The sequence below is a fragment of the Marinobacter sp. F4206 genome (assembly GCF_019392195.1).
GTDB lineage: Bacteria > Pseudomonadota > Gammaproteobacteria > Pseudomonadales > Oleiphilaceae > Marinobacter.
Genome location: NZ_JAHXKI010000002.1, coordinates 1,560,059 through 1,578,935, shown reverse-complemented (window position 1 = coordinate 1,578,935; position 18,877 = coordinate 1,560,059). Strand labels below are relative to the sequence as shown.

17 protein-coding genes are annotated in these 18,877 nt (G+C 61.6%); 8 read left to right on the top strand and 9 right to left on the bottom strand.

Annotated elements, in window-relative coordinates; all coding sequences use genetic code 11:
- Positions 1–79: 79 nt before the first annotated feature.
- Positions 80–712 carry a TetR family transcriptional regulator gene (locus KZO34_RS09660; protein WP_219476041.1) on the bottom strand — a complete coding sequence of 211 codons (633 nt, stop codon included), beginning with the start codon at positions 710–712 and terminating at the stop codon, positions 80–82.
- Between the two features lie 310 nt (positions 713–1,022).
- Between KZO34_RS09660 and KZO34_RS09655 the strand changes: the two genes are divergently transcribed.
- Positions 1,023–2,603, top strand: coding sequence for a flavin-containing monooxygenase (locus tag KZO34_RS09655; RefSeq protein ID WP_219476040.1), 1,581 nt, complete (start codon positions 1,023–1,025; stop codon positions 2,601–2,603).
- A gap of 7 nt (positions 2,604–2,610) precedes the next feature.
- Here the strand turns inward: KZO34_RS09655 and KZO34_RS09650 are convergent, their stop codons facing one another.
- From KZO34_RS09650 to KZO34_RS09625, 6 genes are all read right to left on the bottom strand, one after another.
- On the bottom strand, positions 2,611–3,453 hold the full coding sequence (locus KZO34_RS09650; RefSeq protein ID WP_219476039.1) for a DUF2279 domain-containing protein: 843 nt from the start codon (positions 3,451–3,453) through the stop codon (positions 2,611–2,613).
- A 151-nt stretch (positions 3,454–3,604) separates the two neighbouring features.
- On the bottom strand, positions 3,605–4,378 hold the full coding sequence (locus KZO34_RS09645; protein WP_219476037.1) for an SDR family oxidoreductase: 774 nt from the start codon (positions 4,376–4,378) through the stop codon (positions 3,605–3,607).
- Between the two features lie 30 nt (positions 4,379–4,408).
- The gene (locus KZO34_RS09640; protein WP_219476036.1) at positions 4,409–5,557 is read right to left on the bottom strand and encodes an acyl-CoA dehydrogenase family protein; all 1,149 of its coding nucleotides are present in this window, start codon (positions 5,555–5,557) and stop codon (positions 4,409–4,411) included.
- A gap of 9 nt (positions 5,558–5,566) precedes the next feature.
- Positions 5,567–6,754, bottom strand: coding sequence for an acyl-CoA dehydrogenase family protein (locus KZO34_RS09635; protein WP_219476035.1), 1,188 nt, complete (start codon positions 6,752–6,754; stop codon positions 5,567–5,569).
- An 83-nt stretch (positions 6,755–6,837) separates the two neighbouring features.
- Positions 6,838–8,019: an acetyl-CoA C-acyltransferase gene (locus KZO34_RS09630; protein ID WP_219476034.1), complete on the bottom strand. Its 1,182-nt coding sequence runs from the start codon at positions 8,017–8,019 to the stop codon at positions 6,838–6,840.
- Between the two features lie 30 nt (positions 8,020–8,049).
- The gene (locus KZO34_RS09625; protein ID WP_219476033.1) at positions 8,050–10,146 is read right to left on the bottom strand and encodes a 3-hydroxyacyl-CoA dehydrogenase NAD-binding domain-containing protein; all 2,097 of its coding nucleotides are present in this window, start codon (positions 10,144–10,146) and stop codon (positions 8,050–8,052) included.
- 213 nt (positions 10,147–10,359) lie between these two features.
- Here KZO34_RS09625 and KZO34_RS09620 point away from each other — a divergent pair, with 213 nt between their 5' ends.
- The 5 genes from KZO34_RS09620 to KZO34_RS09600 all read left to right on the top strand — a co-directional run bounded on the left by KZO34_RS09620 (position 10,360) and on the right by KZO34_RS09600 (position 13,756).
- On the top strand, positions 10,360–10,980 hold the full coding sequence (locus KZO34_RS09620; RefSeq protein WP_219476032.1) for a TetR/AcrR family transcriptional regulator: 621 nt from the start codon (positions 10,360–10,362) through the stop codon (positions 10,978–10,980).
- Positions 10,970–11,800: a hypothetical protein gene (locus KZO34_RS09615; protein WP_257900239.1), complete on the top strand. Its 831-nt coding sequence runs from the start codon at positions 10,970–10,972 to the stop codon at positions 11,798–11,800. Before KZO34_RS09620 ends, KZO34_RS09615 begins: the two co-directional genes overlap by 11 nt.
- A 90-nt stretch (positions 11,801–11,890) precedes the next feature.
- Positions 11,891–12,514 carry a MarC family protein gene (locus tag KZO34_RS09610; RefSeq protein ID WP_219476031.1) on the top strand — a complete coding sequence of 208 codons (624 nt, stop codon included), beginning with the start codon at positions 11,891–11,893 and terminating at the stop codon, positions 12,512–12,514.
- A gap of 40 nt (positions 12,515–12,554) precedes the next feature.
- On the top strand, positions 12,555–13,130 hold the full coding sequence (locus tag KZO34_RS09605; RefSeq protein ID WP_219476030.1) for a gamma-glutamylcyclotransferase: 576 nt from the start codon (positions 12,555–12,557) through the stop codon (positions 13,128–13,130).
- A 158-nt stretch (positions 13,131–13,288) separates the two neighbouring features.
- Positions 13,289–13,756 (top strand): hypothetical protein, encoded by a 468-nt coding sequence (locus tag KZO34_RS09600; RefSeq protein ID WP_219476028.1) that lies wholly within the window; start codon positions 13,289–13,291, stop codon positions 13,754–13,756.
- Here KZO34_RS09600 and KZO34_RS09595 read toward each other — a convergent pair.
- A complete protein-coding gene (locus KZO34_RS09595) occupies positions 13,713–14,615 on the bottom strand; it encodes a DMT family transporter (RefSeq protein ID WP_219476026.1) in 903 nt (300 codons plus the stop codon). The genes KZO34_RS09600 and KZO34_RS09595 overlap by 44 nt on opposite strands.
- Before the next feature lie 232 nt (positions 14,616–14,847).
- Here KZO34_RS09595 and KZO34_RS09590 point away from each other — a divergent pair, with 232 nt between their 5' ends.
- The gene (locus KZO34_RS09590; RefSeq protein ID WP_219476025.1) at positions 14,848–15,789 is read left to right on the top strand and encodes a LysR family transcriptional regulator; all 942 of its coding nucleotides are present in this window, start codon (positions 14,848–14,850) and stop codon (positions 15,787–15,789) included.
- A gap of 104 nt (positions 15,790–15,893) precedes the next feature.
- Complete coding sequence (locus KZO34_RS09585) at positions 15,894–16,199, top strand: hypothetical protein (protein ID WP_219476023.1); 306 nt, start codon at positions 15,894–15,896, stop codon at positions 16,197–16,199.
- Between the two features lie 48 nt (positions 16,200–16,247).
- Here KZO34_RS09585 and KZO34_RS09580 read toward each other — a convergent pair whose 3' ends face one another.
- Positions 16,248–18,749, bottom strand: coding sequence for an acyl-CoA dehydrogenase (locus tag KZO34_RS09580; protein WP_219476022.1), 2,502 nt, complete (start codon positions 18,747–18,749; stop codon positions 16,248–16,250).
- Positions 18,750–18,877: the final 128 nt, after the last annotated feature.

Genomic DNA, 18,877 nt, shown 5'->3' with positions numbered 1-18,877 from the left:
AACCAAGTATCTGATATACAGACTAGTTCAACCTGAGAAACCTGCCCGTTTAGAGTGAAAAGGGGCCCGTTTGATGAGATCAGTCGGCGCTGGCGGCCAGCTGCGCCAACTGGGCGTCGGACAGGCGGTCCACCATGGCGCCCCGGAACTGCCGATTGATGAAGCGTTCGGTCTCCAACTGAATGCGCTCCCGCTGTGCCGGCTGATCAATGTAATCCATCGCCCGGAACAGGATGTAGCGGATGGTCATGTGGGAGATTTCATGAATGGTATCCGGCGCCACCGCCTTGACCAGGTCCCGGTCGATGATGTCCTCGGCCATCTCACGGGCGCTGGCGTCCAGCTGCGCCTCCAGGGCCCGCCGAAGGATGGGGGAGGGGCCATGGAGCTCCCGCACGGCCACAGTGGTCGCGGCCGGATTGGCCAGGAAATAGTGGTACACGAAACTGACGGTGTCATGGGCGGCCTGCTCGGAGGTATCCGCCGTACGCCGCAACTCCCGAACCCCGGCCTTCATGTCCTCGGCAATGTAGCCGAGCACGTTCAGCCCGAACTCGTCCAGGTTCCGGAAATGCCGGTAGAACGTGTTCGGGTTCAGTCCCGCTTCCCGCGCCAGCTCCCGCAGGCCCAGCGATGTCAGGCTTCGGCTCTCGGTGATCAGTCTCAGCGCAGCCTGCACAAGCTTCAGTTTGCCGCCTGTTAACACACTCATGGTGTAACGCCTCAGTCAGATGGGGGAATTGGGGGAAGCCTTCCGAAACTGTGCGCAGCCATGGATGGCGGAGCTCAAGCGCCACAGGGACGTGCTCGAGCGGGTTTCGGAAGGCTTCCTCCAATTGCCCCTTCCCGATGTTGGAGGGCAGGACAGTTCGTTGTCAGTACGGGCCAACCGGCAGATTTTGATCGAATTGAAGTATACGACTGTCTACCTTTCTGTGTATACATGTGTCTACCCAGCGTCATCATGACGCGATCGACAACAACAGACAAGGCCGCACAGGCCACAGGAAGACGAGGTTGCCATGAGCCAGACAACGAAGATCGCCATCATCGGAACCGGATTCTCCGGATTGGGAATGGGCATCAAACTCAAGGAAGCCGGCTACGACGATTTTGTCATTCTCGAACAGAGCGACGACGTCGGCGGCACTTGGCACGAAAACCATTATCCGGGCTGCGCCTGTGACGTGCAGTCGGCCCTGTACTCCTTCTCCTTCGAGCAGAACCCGAACTGGAGCCGGATGTTCGCCCGCCAGCAGGAAATCAAGGACTATCTGCGCGGGTGTGCCGAAAAATACGGCCTGATGGAGCACATTCAGCTGAATACCCACGTGGCCGGCGCCCATTACGATGACCAGCGCGCCCAGTGGACCGTGGAAACCTGTGACAGCCCCAAGCTCTGGGCCTACATGCAGGACAAGGGACTCAAACCCGGGGATTCGCTGGACCGCAGCGACAAGGCCCTGCCGGATTTCGAGCGCTTCCGGGCCGACATCGTCGTCTCCGGCATGGGCGGGCTGAGCACACCGGCTTATCCTGCCATCAAGGGTATCGAAACCTTCACCGGCAAGAGCTTCCACTCCCAGGACTGGGATCACGGCTACGACTTGCGGGGCAAGCGCGTGGCGGTGATTGGCACCGGCGCCTCCGCCATCCAGTTCGTCCCGGAAGTGGCCAGGGAAGCCGCCCGGCTCGACCTGTACCAGCGTACGCCGCCGTGGATCATGCCCAAGCCGGACCGGGCGATCCGTCCGTTCGAGAAAACCCTGTTCCGCCGGTTCCCGCAAACCCTCAACGCCTTCCGCCAGAGCATCTACTGGACGCTGGAAGCCCGGGTGCTGGGCTTTGTCGGCAACCCGCGCATCCTCAAACTGGGCGAGCTGCAGGCCCGCCGGCACATTCGCAGCCAGATCAAGGACAAGGAACTGCGCCGGAAGGTGACACCGGATTTTCACTTTGGCTGCAAGCGCGTGCTGATCTCCAACAACTATTACCCGGCCCTGGCCCAGGACCACGTCAACGTGCTCACCGATGGCATCCGTGAGGTGCGCGGTAACGTGATTGTGGATGGCGAGGGCAATGAGCGGGAGGTGGACTGCATCATCTACGGTACCGGGTTCAAGGCCCAGGATCCGATTCCTGCCGGCATGGTCCATGGCCGTGATGGCCAGGACCTGTTGGATGCCTGGAAGGAGGGCGCCGAGGCCTACAAGGGCAGTGCGATTACCGGTTTCCCCAATTTCTTCATGCTCATGGGCCCGAATACCGGTCTGGGGCACAGTTCCATGGTGTACATGATCGAATCACAGATCCAGTACATCCTGGACGCCGTGAAAACCATGGACCGCCATGGCTGGCGCAGCGTTGAGGTCAAGGAGGAGGCGTTCAGCCAATACAACGCCTCGATCCACGCCAAGCTGGGTGATTCGGTCTGGCAGACCGGCTGCAAGAGCTGGTACGTCAACGAAAACGGCAAGAACACCACGCTCTGGCCGGGCTTTACCTGGCAGTTCCGGCAGCAGACCCGCCGCTTCGATGCCGCGCAGTATCGCTGTGAGCAGACGCAGCCGGAGCTGGAGGCTCAGGCCACAGCGCTTGCCTGACGGCCGGTCAGTCGCCCAGGGTTTCCTCGGCTGCGAGGTAGGTGCCCGGCGGCTGATAGTAGTTGAGAAACGTGGCGGTCTTGCTGTATCCGTTACGCCGGAACAGATCCGTCAGGTTCAGGCCGATGCCGACGTAGAGCGTGCGCTCATCGGGCTCATCCGGGGCTGAATAGCCCCGGGTGTAGTAGCCGGCGTGCAGCTCCACGTGCCGGAGAAACCCCTGGCTGAAGGTGTCAAAACCGTTCAGCTTGAGTGCCACCAGGTATTTCGAATTGTCGTAATCGGTGGTGAGGTCAATCTGGTTTGGCTTGACGCCGACCTCCCAGCGGAGATCGACTTTTCGTGCCAGGCTTGGGTAGCGGTATCGGTAGTACCCCGCCAGGGCGCCGGCGGCGTTGGCGATCAGATCCTCGTAGGAAAAGCCGAAGTCGCTGAAGGCATCCCCCAACTCCATGTAACCCAGGATGGCGAACGAGGACAGGGCGCCATAGCGGGCGGCGTCTTCCGGGGTGAAACACCAGTGCTCGAACAGGCTGGAGATGCCCTGGGCCGTGGCGTAGGTGGTGAACAGGTGGCCCAGCTTATCGGCTCCGCCTTCGGGGCTGTCCTGGCCAAACCAGCCTTCCGATGACGCACTGGGCCGGGTGCTGAAATAATCCCAGTGGGCGATGCCCCAGGCCGTGATGATGCCTGCGCCGGTCACCGTAACGCTCGCTGCCCGCCGCAGCCGGTCTTCGGGCTCAATTGGCCCGGGGCATTGCGCCATCACCGAGGATGCAAAGATCAGCACGGCCAGGAGCAGGGTCGTCTGACCAAAGCGAAACGATGCGTATAGGAGCCTTGGCTTCATGTTCCATCCCGATGATCGCATTCGATTGCGATACCGCAGCAGCCTTCAGCATAGACAATGCTTCGATCCGGGAAAGCCGGTCCAGGTTCCCGCAGGAGGAACGTTGTGCTCACCCGCGACGGATTGCCATCACAGGTGAGCGACCTGGCGCCTAGCTCACCAGCGTGCCGCCGTCGACCGCCAGGCATTGCCCGGTGATGTGACGGCCGGCTTCAGAGGCCAGCAGCACGGCGGCGCCCTTGAGGTCTTCCTCGCCGCCAAAGCGGTTCAGGGGAATGCGCTCAAGCATCTTCTCACCCTGGGCGTCCAGCAAGCCCTGGGACATCTTGGAGGGGAAGAAACCGGGACACAGGGCGTTCACGTTGACGTTGTACCGGCCCCACTCCGCGGCGAGGGCGCGGGTAAAGTTCACCATGGCGCCCTTGCTGGTGTTGTAGGCAATGGTCTGCATGCCCTCCGGGTTTCCGGACAGACCGGCGATGGAGGCAATGTTGATCACCTTGCCGGTCTTGCGCGGGATCATGCAACGCTTGCCGACGGTCTGAGTCAGGAAGAAGCTGGCGTTAACGTTCAGGTTCATTACCTTCATCCAGCCCTCGGCCGGGTAGTCCTCGGCCGGTGCGCCCCAGGTGGCGCCCGCGTTGTTGACCAGAATGTCGATGTCACCCAGTTGGCTGACCACCTGATCGACCACACCGGGAATGCCCTCCAGATCACCCAGGTCCGCGGCAACGGTGATCACTCGGACGCCGAGACCGTCCAGGTGCTTCCTGGCGGCATCCAGTTCGTGCTGCTTGCGGGCACTGATGGCGACGCTGGCACCCAGTTCGCCCAGGGCTTCGGCCATCTGCAGGCCCAGGCCCCGGGAGCCTCCGGTGATAAACGCGACCTTGCCGGTCAGGTCCAGTAGCTGTTTTACACTCATAATCGGTTCCTTTTATCGGTCCAGCCAGAATCAGGCGCTGGCGGCCAGCAGGCCATCGCTGACCTGGGCCAGATGATGATCGGCATCGCCGAACAACAGGTTGATCAAAGTCAGGCGCTTGAACAGGTGGGCCGCGAACATCTCGTCCGTCACACCCATGCCACCATGCAGCTGTACGCCTTCCTGGCCGACATAGCGGGCCGCCTGGCCCACCAGGGCCTTGGCCATGGACAGGGCTTCACGGCGCCGGGCGCGATCGTCGGAGTCCGCTTCGGTGGCGGCCAGAATGGCCATGGATTTGGCTTGCTCGGCCTGAATGAACATATCCGCCATACGGTGCTGCAACACCTGGAATTTGCCAATGGCCACGCCGAACTGCTTGCGGGTCTTGATGTAATCGAGGGTGGCGGTGTTCATGGCTTCCATGGCACCCACCGCCTCAGCACACAGCGCGGCGATGCCCAGATCCACGGCTTTTTCGATGGCCGGGAAGGCCTCATCAAGGGTACCGATCAGGCTTTCAGCGCTGACCGCGACATTGCTGAACCGGATGTCGGCGGTACGGTGACCGTCGTGGGTGGCGAAATCGTGGGTTTCGATACCCTCGGCGGCGGCATCCACCAGAAACAGGGACAGCCCCTGTTCGTCGCCACTGGCACCGTCGGTGCGGGCAGACACGATCAGCTGCTGGGCCTGGGCGCCATGGAGTACAGCGGTTTTGTGGCCGCTGATCCGGTAACTGTCGCCGTCTTTGCGCGCGGTCGTCTGCACGTGGCTCAGGTTGTGGCGAGCACCGGGCTCGCTGTGGGCAAAGGCCATCAGCCGCTCGCCACTGGCAATCGCCGGCAGGCAGTCGGCCTTCTGGGCCTCGCTGCCGTGGTCGCGGATCAGGCCTCCGGACAGCACCACCGTGGCGAGGTATGGCTCAACCACGAGGCTGCGGCCAAAGTTCTCCATCACCACCATGGTGTCGACGGCGTTGCCGCCGAGCCCGTCGTAGTCTTCCGGGAAGGTGAACGCCAACAATCCCATCTCGGCCAGAGCGGCCCAGGTCGCCGGGTCGGTGCCCCTGCCAGAGGCAATGACCTCATCTCGTTTCTCGAACCCGTATTCGTTGGTCACGAAGCGGCGCAGAGAATCGTTGAGCATCTGCTGTTCTTCGGTCAGTTCAAAATTCATAACGCCTCCTTACAAACCAAGCACGAGTTGGGCGATGATGTTGCGCTGGATCTCGTTCGACCCGCCAAAGATCGACAGCTTGCGCATATTGAAGTAATCGCCGGCCGCCGGTGTGGCGTCAATGGAGCCGGTACGGGGGCCTGTATAGTCCAGCTCAAGCGCCTCCGGAATGTGGGCGATCGCGTCGTGACCAGTCGCTTCCATCAGCATTTCGAACAGTCGCTGGCCGATTTCGGTACCGCGGATTTTCAGGATCGAGGCCTGAGGGCCGGGACCGCGCTTGTCGGTCAGCACTCGCAGTACCGTTAACTCCAGTGCCCGCAATTCCGCGTCCAGTTGCGCCAGGCGATCCCGGAAGCGGGTATTTTCGATCAGCGGCCGCTGGCCGTCCTGTTCTTCCCGGGCCACTTGCTTCAGGCGTTTCATCAGTGCCTTCCACTGGCCGACGTTGGCCAGCCCGGTGCGCTCGTGGCCGAGCAGGAACTTGGCGTAGGTCCAGCCCTGATTCTCTTCGCCCACCAGATTTTCGGCCGGCACCTTCACGTTGTCGAAATAGACTTCGTTAATCTCGTGCTCGCCGTCCAGCATGATGATGGGGCGAACCTCAATGCCGGGGGTCTTCATATCGATCAGCAGGAAGGAAATGCCCTGCTGGGGTTTGCCCTCGGTGCTGGTGCGCACCAGGCAGAAGATCCAGTCGGCATGCTGGCCCAGGGTGGTCCAGGTTTTCTGGCCGTTGACGACGTAGTGGTCGCCTTCGCGCTTGGCAGCGGTGCGCAGGGACGCCAGGTCGGAACCGGAGCCCGGCTCGGAGTAGCCCTGGCACCACCAGTCCTCGCCACTGAGGATGCCCGGCAGGAAGCGCTGTTTCTGTTCGTCGTTGCCGAAGGTCATGATCACCGGGGCAACCATGCGCAGGCCGAAATCCAGCTGGCGGGGGGCGCCGGCGAGGGCACATTCTTCTTCGAAGATCAGCTGTTCGATCGGGCTCCAGCCCGGGCCACCGAACTCTTCGGGCCAGGTGGAGGCGCCCCAGCCCTGGTCGAACAGGATCTTCTGCCAGCGCTGGGTCATTTCTTTGTCCGGGCGCAGGCGTTTCTGGACACGTTCGCGGATGTCGTCCGGCAGGTTGTCTTGCAGGAACTGGCGCACTTCGCTTCGGAAGGCTTCCTGCTCCGGGGTGTAATTGAGATCCATGGACCACCTTTGCTGTATTCGTGAGGTGAAAAGGCCCCGGCGACAAGGCACTTGAGCGCCGGGGCTAGAAGGAGAATAGGGGGTCAGGCCACCTCAAACAGGCCGGCTGCACCCATGCCAGTACCGACGCACATAGTAACCACGACGTATTTGACGCCCCGGCGCTTGCCCTCGATCAGCGCATGACCAACCAGACGTGAGCCAGTAGTGCCGTAGGGGTGGCCGACGGCGATGGCGCCGCCGTTAACGTTCAGGCGATCCATGGGGATGCCCAGTTTGCGCTGGCAATACAGCACCTGAACCGCAAAGGCTTCGTTGAGTTCCCACAGGCCGATGTCGTCGACGGTCAGGCCGGCGCGTTTGAGCAGCTTGGGCACGGCGAAGACCGGACCGATGCCCATTTCGTCGGGCTCACAACCGGCGACAGCAAAGCCACGGAAAATACCCAGCGGGGTGGCGCCGCGCTGCTCAGCCACTTTGCTGTCCATCAGAACACAGGCGGAGGCGCCGTCGGAGAACTGGCTGGCGTTGCCGGCGGTGACCACGCCGCCTTCCATCGCCGAGCGAATCTTGCTCACGCCTTCGAGGTTGGTGCCCGGGCGGATGCCTTCGTCCTGGCTGACGGTGACTTCCTGGCTGCTCAGCTGGCCGGTGGCTTTGTCGGCCACGCCCATGGTGGTGGTGATGGGCACGATTTCGTCGTCGAATTTGCCGTCTTTGCGGGCCTGGGTAGCCAGTTGCTGGCTGCGTACGCCGTACTCGTCCATGTCTTCTTTCTTGATGCCATACCGCTTGGCCACGGTTTCGGCGGTGTCCAGCATGGACCAGTAGAGCTCCGGCTTGTTCTTGGCCAGCCAGGGCTCCATGAAGTAGTTCTGGTTAACGTTGGCCTGCACGGTGGAGATGGATTCCACACCACCGGCGACCATCACCGGCACGTTATCCACAGCAATATGCTGGGCCGCCATGGCGATGGCCTGCAGGCCGGATGAGCAGAAGCGGTTGATGGTCGCGCCGCCGACGGTGACCGGCAGGCCGGCGCGGATGGCGCCCATGCGGGCAACGTCGTTACCGGTGGAGCCTTCGGGCAGGGCGCAGCCCATCAGCACGTCTTCGATTTCGTTGGGGTCGACTTTGGAGCGCTCGACCGCGTGCTGGATGGCGTGACCAGCCAGGGTGGCGCCGTGGGTCATGTTCAGGCCGCCGCGCCAGGACTTGGCCAGGGGCGTGCGGGCGGTGGATACGATGACAACGTCATTGGACATAATAATTCTCCGAATAAATTCGTGGACCGGTTATTTGCTATCGAAACCCTTGCCTTCCTCGGCACGCTTGGCCAGCAGGGCTGCGGGCTCCCAGAAACCAGGCTGGGTGTGGCGGTCTTCGGTGAAGGCCTGCATGGCGCGAACCACGTTCGGCAGCCCGACTTCCTCGGCGTAGTGCATGGGGCCGCCGCGGAACACGGGGAAGCCGTAACCGGTCAGGTAGACCATGTCGATGTCGGAGGCGCGCTGGGCGATGCCCTCGTCCAGAATCTGGGCGCCTTCGTTCACCAGGGCGTAGACACAACGCTCAACGATTTCCTTGTTGCTGATCTTGCGCGGCGTGATGCCCAGCTCGGTGCGGACTTCGTCCACCACCTTGTCCACGTCCGGGTCGTGCAGGGCGTTGCGGTTGCCCGGCTCGTAGCGGTAGAAACCGGCGCCGGTCTTCTGGCCATAGCGGCCCATCTCGCACAGGCGATCGGCCACCACCATCTTCACCATGTCCGGGTTTTCCTTGTACTGGCGCTTGCGGATGGCCCAGCCGATATCGCCACCGGCCAGGTCGGCCATGCGCAGCGGGCCCATGGCGAAGCCGAATTTCTCGATGGCCTTGTCGATCTGCTGAACGCTCGCACCTTCCTCGAGCATCAGCAGGGCTTCACGCTGGTACTGGTTGATCATGCGGTTGCCGATAAAGCCGTCGCAGACGCCGGACACCACGGCGGTTTTCCGGATCTTCTTGGCCAGTTTCATGGCAGTGGCCAGCACATCCTTGGCCGTCTTCTCACCACGCACCACTTCCAGCAGCTTCATGATGTTCGCCGGGCTGAAAAAGTGCAGGCCGATCACGTCTTCCGGGCGCTTGGTGAAGCTGGCGATCTTGTCCAGGTCCAGGGTGGAGGTGTTGGAGGCGAGAATCGCGCCGGGCTTGCAGACCTCGTCCAGCTTCTCGAACACGGACTGCTTGACGCCCATTTCCTCGAACACGGCTTCGATCACCAGATCAACGTTGTTCAGGTCGTCGTAGGTGAGCGACGGCGTCAGCAATTCCATCTTGGCGCGGGCCTCGTCTTCGCTCATCCGACCTTTCTTGACCCGGCCTTCGTAGACTTTCTGGATGGCGGCGACACCGCGGTCCAGGCCTTCCTGCTTCATTTCCACCAGGGTGACCGGAATGCCGGCGTTCAGGAAGTTGATGCTGATGCCGGTGCCCATGGTGCCACCACCGATGACACCCACAGACTGGATGTCACGCACCGGGGTATCAGAGGGCACATCGGCGATCTTGCTGGTCAGGCGCTCGGAGAAGAACGCGTGACGCAGGGCCCGGGATTCCGGGGTCTGCATCAGATTCAGAAACGCCTCGCGTTCGATTTCCATGCCCTTGTCGAAAGGTTTGGTCACGGCCGCGTGCACGGCATCGACACACTTCAGCGGGGCCGGGTAGTTCTTGGCCATGGCACCCACGGTGTTGCGGGTGAACATGAAGAAGCCTTCGGGATTGGGATGCTTGGCCTTCAGGTCGCGCACTTTTTTCAGCGGCAGGTTTTCGCTGACCACTTTGGTGGCGTAGGCAATGGCGGCGTCCATCAGTTCGCCATCGATGATTTCGTCAAACAGGGCGCTGCCCTTGAACTGCTTGGCCGGGACGACGCTGCCGGAGACGATCATGTTGAGCGCATGCTCGGCACCGATGACCCGGGGCAGGCGCTGGGTACCGCCGGCACCGGGCAGCAGGCCGAGTTTGACTTCCGGCAGGGCAATCTGGGCATCCGGCCTCGCGATGCGGTAATGACTACCCAGGGCAAGTTCCAGGCCACCGCCCATGCAGGCGCCGCTGATGGCGGCAATGACCGGTTTGCGGCTGCTTTCTACGTAATTGATCACGGTGTTCAGGTTGGGTTCGGCCGTGGCCCTGGAAGAGCCGAACTCGCTAATGTCGGCGCCGCCGGAAAAGGCGCGGTCGGAGCCGATCAACACCACGGCCTTGACCGCGTCATCGGATTCCGCCTGGCGGATGCCATTCACAATGCCCTGGCGCAACGCCAGACCGAGGCCGTTGACTGGTGGATTGTCGAGTCGAATGACGGCGACGTTGCCGTGTACGTCGTAGTGGGCGGTACTCATGTGGCAGCTCCCTGGTACTGATGTCGTTGTGATGAAGGGTGATCAGAGGCGCGTGGAGACCCATCTTGAAATCTCCATACACTGGTGTATTGTTTGTCCGTACACTAATGTATGTTTTGAGTGTGGTCAACGATTTCAGTGTTGCCGATTCCGTTGATGTAGAATGCCGGTGCAACCCCGATCAGACCGACAAGCGCAGGACCCGATTCCGGAATGAAGGAAGCCCAGACCCCAAAACGCCGTGGCCGAAACGCGTCGGAGAAAAATCAGCTCACCCGGGATGACTGGCTCGATGCCGCCGCTGGTGAGGTGGCCGCTGGCGGCTTCAGTCAACTGCGGGTGCTGACGCTGGCCAAGAAGCTGGGCGTGACACGCGGCAGCTTCTATTGGCACTTCCGCGACCACGAGGATCTGGTGGTCAGCTTTCTCGACCGCTGGCGCGACCGGCGCCTTCACGAACTGCAGTACTGGAAGCCCAGAGGGGGCGACGTGGAAACGGAGCTTCGCCAGATTCTGGAGCTGTTGCTAACGGATGCCTCCCGTAATATCCGCCGCCTGCAGGTAGAGCTGGCGGTCCGGGATTATGCCCGCCGCCACGACTACGCCGCCGAACTGGTCACCCAGGTGGACGCTGCCCGCATCAGCCAGAACTGCACGTTGTTCGGACGCCTGAGCAGTGACCCCCAGAAGGTTCGGGACCTTTCCCTGCTGCTGTATGTGGCAACCATCGGATCCCAGGTGGTACTGACGGGCAAGAAGGGCGATGAGGCCACTATCCGGCGGATCGAAGACCTCATGGCCCGGATCGTCCTGGGGCAGCGCGATGAGCCGTAGTGCCGCACTGACCGTCGCGCTGCTGATTGGTCTGTCCAGCCAGTTCGTCGCTGCCCAGGAGAGCTGTCAGCAGAGTGCCAGGACGGATCTTGAGCGACTCTATTGTGAGGTGATTGCCGAAGGCGCGGGGCAGGGGTTGCCCTCGCAGGCCGATTTCAGGCGCAATGAGCCGCAGGTTCAGGCGTTGTTGCTCCGTGGCCCCGCCCGACGGCTCGGTCTGCAGGTGCCCGATGCGGACAGCGCGACGGGCCGGTCGGCATCATCGACAGCACCGTCTCCGGCAACCCGGGCCTCCGAACCGGCTCCCGAACCTGAAACAACACCGCCGGCGGGTCCGGGCCGATTGGCCGACTGTCGCCTGCAGGCGGAGCGCATCGTTTGCCCTGACCGGCATTTTGACCTGGCCCTGAACCGGCCGAACAGTGAGCTGGCGCCGGGCGTTCTGGACCGCGACAACCGACTGGGCCTGAGTTCCTTCGACGGCGACCGTACCGACGAACCAGCGGTCAGGCGTTACCTGTCCAGGGCCTACGACCGCTACATTCCAAAGATGGTGGGCATTGGCCTGGGTGCCAACACCATGAGCTTTACCGCGTTCTACAATGCGTTTCAGACCCTGGAAGCCGGTGGCGTGGACTTTGCGACACGGATGGAGCGCACCTTCCAGCTGTTGAAGCAGGACAAGCAGACCCTGGCGGTGAAAGCCCGCTACCATCAAAAGATGCCAGAAACCCTGTCCCTGTGCGACGCCATCAATCGCGACATTATCGTGTGCGATGACGTGGCCACCAACTGGGTCTTTGTCAGCCCGGCCCGGTGACACGGGGTGGGATACGTTCACTTCCTTACGGCAAAAAATCCTTAAGGCGACTAGACTTGCCGGCTTTCATCAACTGTCGGAATGCCCGGAATGCTTGAAACCTTTGTCTCCACCTTTATCAGCAGCACGATTCGTTTTCTGTTCCTGCTGGCGCCGTTCTTTGTGGTCACCATGTTTCTTGCGCTCACCCGCGGCCTGCCGGCTGCGGAAAAGGCATCCATCATCCGGCGCGCCTGTATTTCCGCGTTTGTGCTGGGACTCGTGCTGTTCTTTGCCGGCCCGCTGCTGTTCAATGCCGTGGGCATCACGCTCAACTCCTTCCGGATTGGTGCCGGCACGCTGCTTTTCCTGACGGCCATCAGCCTGGTTACCAGCGGTACCCGCAACCACGCCACCGGCCTGCCCGAGGAGGACCGCGATGACATCGCGGTGGTGCCCCTGGCCATTCCGGTAATGATCGGCCCGGCGACCATCGGTGCCATCCTGGTCTACGGCGCGGAACTTAAATCCGTGCCGGAAGTGACCGGCGGTTTGCTGGGGCTGGTGTCCGGGCTGTTGATCCTGGCGGTGCTGTTGCGGCTGTCGGGCTACCTGGAAAAGGCTCTGGGCAAAACCGGCCTCAATATCCTGTCGAAAATCAGTGGCCTGATTCTGTCGGCCATGGCCGCTGAAATCGTGCTCACGGGTATTGCGGGTTTCATTGCCGCCACATAGAGTAAAAGGGCATTCCTGAAGTTTTTGCCAAGAGAGCTGTATGCCCGCGAACACCATCGAACACAACCGAACGCGCCAGAACTTCGAGGGTGTGTCCTCCATCTGGCTGTTCGGCTATGGCTCGCTCATCTACAAGGTGGATTTCCCCTTCCTGGAACAACGCCCGGCCACCATTCATGGTTGGGAGCGCCGGTTCTGGCAAGGGTCTCATGATCACCGGGGCACCCCGGAAGCCCCGGGCCGTGTCGTCACGCTGATCGAGAGCCCGGGTGCCGCTTGCAAGGGAATGGCGTACCGGGTGTCGCCCACCGTTTTCGAACACCTGGACGTGCGTGAGAAGAATGGTTACCTGCGGTTCGCCACCACCATGACCTTTGAAGATGGCGGCGAGTGTGAAGGCCTGGTGTACATCGCCACGCAAGACAACGAAGCCTTCCTCGGCCATGCGCCGGATGCCGAGATTGCTCGCCAGATTGCCGGCGCGGCCGGACCGAGCGGCCCCAACTCGGAATACCTGCTGCGCCTGGCGGATTCTCTGCGCGCTCTCGGGGATGCCTGTCCGCACACCTTCGCCATCGAGACCCACCTGCGTTCTGACGCCGAACGCGACACCTGACCCCGGAGAACGTCAAGTCCGGCGCAGCTTCCGTAAAGTTCGTGCAAAGCTCATGGTTCGCGGCTGACTTTTACGCCCGGTTCGATAGTCTGAATTCAGGAGGCGCAGGAGACGTGTGTACCTGCCCATCCCGTTTCCTGAAGGACAGGAGAATCAAGATGAAACGATTACTGATTGGAAGCTGCGTTGCCACCCTGCTGATGACTACCGCACCGGCTATGGCAGACGGGTACCGGGACGGAGGGCATCCGCCGGGTATCCAGAAACAGCTGGACCGGGGCAAGGCAATGCCTCCGGGCCACCAGAAGAAAGAATTCCTGAAGGCGCACTATCGGCGCGATCACCACGACCGGGGTCGCCGGCACAAGGATAAGCACCAGCGGAAGTACCACAAGCGGGACCGCGACCATTACAGTCGCTATGATCGTGGCCATCATCACCGGGACAGGCACTCGTACCGGCACCCCCACAAACGGCACCATCATAAGCCCCGACGGCACGACCGGCGCCATTACCACCGGGAGTACCGGGTTCATATCGGCTTCGATGGGCATGTGCCCCCGGAGTATCGGGTCGCCCGGATCATTCACAATACTCGTGAGCTAATTGAACCTTCCCACCGTTGAAGCCCCTGGCCGGCTCCTTGCGACGGTGCTGCAGTCCGATCAGGATCAGCGGCACCACGATCATCAGGCTGCCGGCCAGGAACCAGAGATCGGGAACCTCGTTGAATCCGACCCAGCCTATGCCCACGGCCCAGATCAGGCCGGTGTACTCGGCACTGGTGACCTGGTTGGCGTCCACCTGCTGGTAGGCCAGCAACACGGTGATGTTGTAACCGAGTATGAACAGGGATGAGCCCAGGGCGCTGATCAATATGCCGGAGTCCCAGGCTGCACCTTCCCACCAGGCGAGGGCGCCGGCAGCGGGCAGGATCAGCAGGTAGTTCAGGAACAGCTTGTGCACAGTGGACTGCTTCTTGGGCAACCGCCGCACCATGACCGCGTTGATCGCCAGCGCGAAGGCCGATCCCAGTGCTGCCACAGCCGCCCAGTTGAACTCTACCGGCCTCAGGATGACCACGATGCCGGCAAATCCACTGAATACTGCACTCACGCTCAGCGGGGTCAGCCGTTCCCGAAACAGGACGACGGACAGCACCATCACGAGAATGGGGGCGGCGTAGAACACCGCGTTGGCGGTGGCCAGTGGCAGGTTGCCCAGCGCTATGACCATGCACAGAATGCCGGCCAGGTGGATGTGGGCCCGAAAGGCGTGAATCCTGAATCCTGCGAACAGGCGCTTGCGGTTCAGTTGTCCGGCCAGGGGCAGCAGGAACAGCAGTGTGATCACGCAGCGCAGGAAGGCAAACTGGAACACCGGCGCGCCTGGCTCCAGCAGTTTGATGAAGACGTCGGAGATCAGCGCCATGGCGTTGCCAATCACCAGCAATAGAATCGCACTGTTGACGGTTTTTCCTGACATATCCTTCACCTCATTGCAGCTTGCGCCTGACTCGGAGTCTGAGCGAGTCGGCCGGATCCTTTCCAAAACCGTTGTGAATACGTCCCTGTACACTTGCTCTCCGCCATCCATGGCTACGAGCATTTTGGAAAGGATCCGGCCGACCCGCTCTCAGACTGTGGAAGTGAAGTCTATGGATGAATTACTATCCGATAAAATGATCTAAATTGAATAGGTATTATAAAAATAGATAATGAAGCTGCCACCCCTGAAATCCTTGCCGGTTTTCGAGGCCGTCGCCCGACTCAACAGCTTTTCGTTGGCTGCGGAGGAGCTGGCGGTCAGCCAGAGTGCGGTCAGTCATCAGATCAAACAGCTGGAAACCTACCTGGGCGAGAGGCTGTTCTGGCGCAGCGGTCGGACGCTTACGCTCACCGACGAGGGGCGTCAGTACCTGGAGGGCATCAGTTCGGCGCTGTTGCAGATCGAACGGGCCAGTGAACAGTTGCTGGGCCATGAGGAGTCGCGGCTGCGCCTGTCGGTTTTCAGTTCCTTCGCGGTGCGCTGGCTGGTACCGCGATTGCCTGATCTTCAGCGCCTACATCCGCAGGTGGAGTTGGCACTGGAGATGAGCATCCAGAGTCCGGTGTTGTCGGACCGGGTGGCGGACTGCTTTATCACTATTCACAAGGGGTCGCCGGCCTACAGTTATGAGCTGCTGTACGTGGAGCGCCTGTTTCCGGTGTGCAGTCAGGATTACTGGCAGAAAATTCGCCGTGAGCTGGGTCGGGAAGGCCCGGATTCCGAAGATGTGCCCATGTCGGTGGAGGAAGTGTCACGATTTCCGCTGTTATCCACCCACAGTATTTTCGAGAAGGCGGCGGGGGACTGGGACGCCTGGTACCGCGCGGTGGACCGGCGGATTCCTCCGGACGCGAGCATCCAGCATTTCAGTCACATGCTGCTGGCGCTGGAAGCTGCGCGTTTCCACCAGGGCATTGTTCTGACCAACGACTACATGCTCAGTACCCGTCAGGACTCGGAGGATTTTGTTCGCCTGCCGTGTCATCCGGTGATGACCGGGGACCGGTTCTACTTTGCCTGGAAAACCAGTCGGCGCCGGGAGCGGGGGCTCCAGCTGCTCCGGCGCTGGCTGGTGGATGAAGCGATCCGGGGCGGTCTGCGGGGTGAGTGAAGCGGAACCATCCGGAACTTTTGGCCATGAATGAGCGTTAACGTCATTGGGTTCCATGCCGTGTTAACTTACCGGAATCGCCAGATGTAAGGAGTTGGTTGAATATGAAGTCCATTCTGATGTTTGCCCTCGGAGCGCTGATGATCGGCGCCGCCCCCGCCATGGCCAAGTCACCTCAGGGTGAACAGCTGCCGCCGGGCCTGCAAAAAAAGGTCGAGCGGGGCCAGCCACTGCCGCCGGGTTGGCAGAAGAAGTTGAACTACCGGGAAGGGGATTACTTTGACCGGGATTTGCTGCACTACGGTGACATCCGCGACATCGACGGCCGCCGCCAGCGTGTGGAAATCGAGGACCGGGTCTACACGATCATCAAGGATACCCGGGAAATCATCGACATTCTTGATCAGTAATTGCCGGAGTGACCGGGCCAGTCAGGCTGGCCCGGTCGTGCTTGCCCGCTAGTCCCTGGGCGGGCGTTCCACCACCTTGCGCTTACCCTTGGCGCAGCGGGACAGCGCCTTCAGGCCCTCGCCCTCGAAGGCATCCACACGGATCACATCGTACAGCGCGGTCAGAGCCTCCAGTAGCTTGTCGCATTCGTCTGCTTTCACCACGCCCTGGGCGCAGGCCCAGTCCACCAGCTCTTTGCGCTGATGACCCATCAGCAGATCGATGCCACCCAGCTCGTCTTCGTCCCGGTTGCGCATGGCCTCGTGCAGCCGGTCGCGCATTTCGTGGGTTTCGTTGGCGAGACGATAAGCATTCAGCACACGGCCCAGTGGATCGTCTGGATCGGTGTTTATGTAGCTGCCACGGCTGATGCGCTGGCGCAGTGGCGTGTCTTTGACGATGCTGTTGGCGACGGCGGTGCCGAGCTTGTCATTCGGACCATTCAGGCCGGTTGCGCCCAATGGGAATACGAGAATGCGCAACGGCCAGCGAAGCGCCACCACCGGGAAGTTGATGATGGCCTCGCGCATGGACGCCTGCAGGTCCCGCAGACAGGTCTGCAGGCTCCACTCCACGAGCGGGCGCTGATCGTCTGGATAGCCCTCTTCATGCCATTGCTTGATCACCGCCGTGGCGTAGTAAAGGTGGGTCAGGCAGTCGGCCATCCGGCCAGACAGACGTTGACGAGCCTTGAGACCGCCACCGACGGTCAGCAGGGTAACGTCAGTCATCAGCGCAAAGGCCGCCGAGAACCGGGCCAGCTGACGGTAGCTCGATTTGATGTTGCCCTGTCTGGGAACCGATTCCAGCCACCCACGGGAGAGTCCGAGCAACAGCGCCCGAAGGGCATTGCGGGTGGTGTGGGCGAGGTGCCGGTAAAAGATGCCGTCGAACTTCCTGGCGGCCTGGTCCTCATCGTCCATGCCCGCGGCTTCGATTTCCTCGACGATGAAGGGGTGGCAGCGAATGGCGCCCTGGCCGAAGATCATCAGGCTGCGGGTGAGAATGTTGGCGCCTTCCACGGTAATACCGATGGGCACGGCCTGATAGGCCCGGGCCAGGAAGTTGCGAGGACCGGTGATCACCCCGCGGCCGGCAACCACGTCCATGGCATGGTTGATGACTTCGCGCATCAGGTCGGTATTGCGGTACTTCAGCACCGCCGAGGGGACCGATGGCCGCACACCCCGGTCCAGCATGCCGGAGGTCAGCAGGCGGGCGGCGTCCATCATGTAGGTGTAGCCGGCAATGGGTTCCAGGGCTTCCTGCACGCCCTCGAACTGGCTGATGGAGCGCCCGAACTGTTCCCGGGTGTAGGCGTAGGAACCCGTCGCCAGGCTCGCCACCTTGCCAGCCCCGGTGCCCAGCGCCGGCAGGGAGATGGAACGGCCGATAGACAGGCATTCCAGCAGCATGGTCCAGCCCTTGCCCAGCATCTCCTGGCCGCCAATGACCTGCTCCATGGGAATGAACACATCGGTGCCCCAGGTAGGCCCGTTCATGAACACGGTGTTCATCGGCAGGTGCCGGGCGCCGGCGTTTGCGCCCTCGGTTTCACGGGGGACCATGACGCAGGTCACGCCAACCTCATCGTCACCACCAAGCAGCTTGTCCGGATCATAGACCTTGATGGCCAGGCCGATGAGGGTGGCCACCGGTGCCAGGGTGATGTAGCGCTTGTTCCAGGTGACCTTCAGGCCCAGCACTTCCTTGCCTTCCCATTCGCCCTTGCAGACGATGCCCTTGTCAGGGATGGCGCCGGCGTCCGAACCGGCGACCGGCGAGGTCAGGGCGAAGCAGGGAATTTCTTCGCCCTTGGCCAGTCGGGGCAAATAATGCTGCTTCTGCGCATCGGTGCCATAGTGCATCAGCAACTCGCCCGGGCCGAGCGAGTTGGGCACCATCACGGTCACTGCCGCCGAGACGCTGCGGGTGGAAATTTTCATCACGATCTCGGAGTGCGCGGTATTGGAGAATCCCAGGCCGCCGTCCTCTTTGGGGATCACCAGTCCGAAGAAGCCCTTCTCACGGATGAATTTCCACACTTTTTCCGGCAGATCGTACTGTTCATGGGTGATTTTCCAGTCATCCAGCATGCCGCAGAGCTTTTCCACCGGACCGTCCAGAAACGCCTGTTCCTCGCTGGTGAGGTGCGCCGGCTGAGCCTCGAGCAGCTTGTTCCATTCGGGCTTGCCGGAGAACAGCTCACCGTCCCAGTCCACCGAGCCGGATTTCAGGGCTTCCGCTTCGGTATCCGAGAGCGTGGGGAGGCGACTGCGCACCCAGCCCAACAGCGGTCGGCTGAGTTTGTTCAGGCGCAGGTCTCCGGGCAGTACCAAGATCAGGGCCAGTGCCAGCAGGGCGCCGCCGAACAGGATGCTGAGGAGATGCCAATCGTCCTGGAACAGGCCCACCACCGTGGCGACGGACATGACGGCGGCGGCGGTGGTACCGCCAATGCCGAGGTAGATCAGTACCAGCGCACTGATCAGAAGCAACAAAACACTCATGGGGAGACCTCCATATCATGAATAAAATCAACCAGATTTGTTCTTAACCATCGGTCAAAGTTCGAGCAGTTGCAAGCTGGTCCCGGAAGTCCGGTAAACATTGGTTTCAGGAATGCCAAGAAATGTAA

Bases quoted from the DNA above. Each gene is read 5' to 3' on its own strand.
- KZO34_RS09660 (WP_219476041.1), bottom strand. From the start codon at position 712: ATGAGTGTGTTAACAGGCGGCAAACTGAAGCTTGTGCAGGCTGCGCTG.
- KZO34_RS09655 (WP_219476040.1), top strand. From the start codon at position 1,023: ATGAGCCAGACAACGAAGATCGCCATCATCGGAACCGGATTCTCCGGA.
- KZO34_RS09650 (WP_219476039.1), bottom strand. From the start codon at position 3,453: ATGAAGCCAAGGCTCCTATACGCATCGTTTCGCTTTGGTCAGACGACC.
- KZO34_RS09645 (WP_219476037.1), bottom strand. From the start codon at position 4,378: ATGAGTGTAAAACAGCTACTGGACCTGACCGGCAAGGTCGCGTTTATC.
- KZO34_RS09640 (WP_219476036.1), bottom strand. From the start codon at position 5,557: ATGAATTTTGAACTGACCGAAGAACAGCAGATGCTCAACGATTCTCTG.
- KZO34_RS09635 (WP_219476035.1), bottom strand. From the start codon at position 6,754: ATGGATCTCAATTACACCCCGGAGCAGGAAGCCTTCCGAAGCGAAGTG.
- KZO34_RS09630 (WP_219476034.1), bottom strand. From the start codon at position 8,019: ATGTCCAATGACGTTGTCATCGTATCCACCGCCCGCACGCCCCTGGCC.
- KZO34_RS09625 (WP_219476033.1), bottom strand. From the start codon at position 10,146: ATGAGTACCGCCCACTACGACGTACACGGCAACGTCGCCGTCATTCGA.
- KZO34_RS09620 (WP_219476032.1), top strand. From the start codon at position 10,360: ATGAAGGAAGCCCAGACCCCAAAACGCCGTGGCCGAAACGCGTCGGAG.
- KZO34_RS09615 (WP_257900239.1), top strand. From the start codon at position 10,970: ATGAGCCGTAGTGCCGCACTGACCGTCGCGCTGCTGATTGGTCTGTCC.
- KZO34_RS09610 (WP_219476031.1), top strand. From the start codon at position 11,891: ATGCTTGAAACCTTTGTCTCCACCTTTATCAGCAGCACGATTCGTTTT.
- KZO34_RS09605 (WP_219476030.1), top strand. From the start codon at position 12,555: ATGCCCGCGAACACCATCGAACACAACCGAACGCGCCAGAACTTCGAG.
- KZO34_RS09600 (WP_219476028.1), top strand. From the start codon at position 13,289: ATGAAACGATTACTGATTGGAAGCTGCGTTGCCACCCTGCTGATGACT.
- KZO34_RS09595 (WP_219476026.1), bottom strand. From the start codon at position 14,615: ATGTCAGGAAAAACCGTCAACAGTGCGATTCTATTGCTGGTGATTGGC.
- KZO34_RS09590 (WP_219476025.1), top strand. From the start codon at position 14,848: ATGAAGCTGCCACCCCTGAAATCCTTGCCGGTTTTCGAGGCCGTCGCC.
- KZO34_RS09585 (WP_219476023.1), top strand. From the start codon at position 15,894: ATGAAGTCCATTCTGATGTTTGCCCTCGGAGCGCTGATGATCGGCGCC.
- KZO34_RS09580 (WP_219476022.1), bottom strand. From the start codon at position 18,749: ATGAGTGTTTTGTTGCTTCTGATCAGTGCGCTGGTACTGATCTACCTC.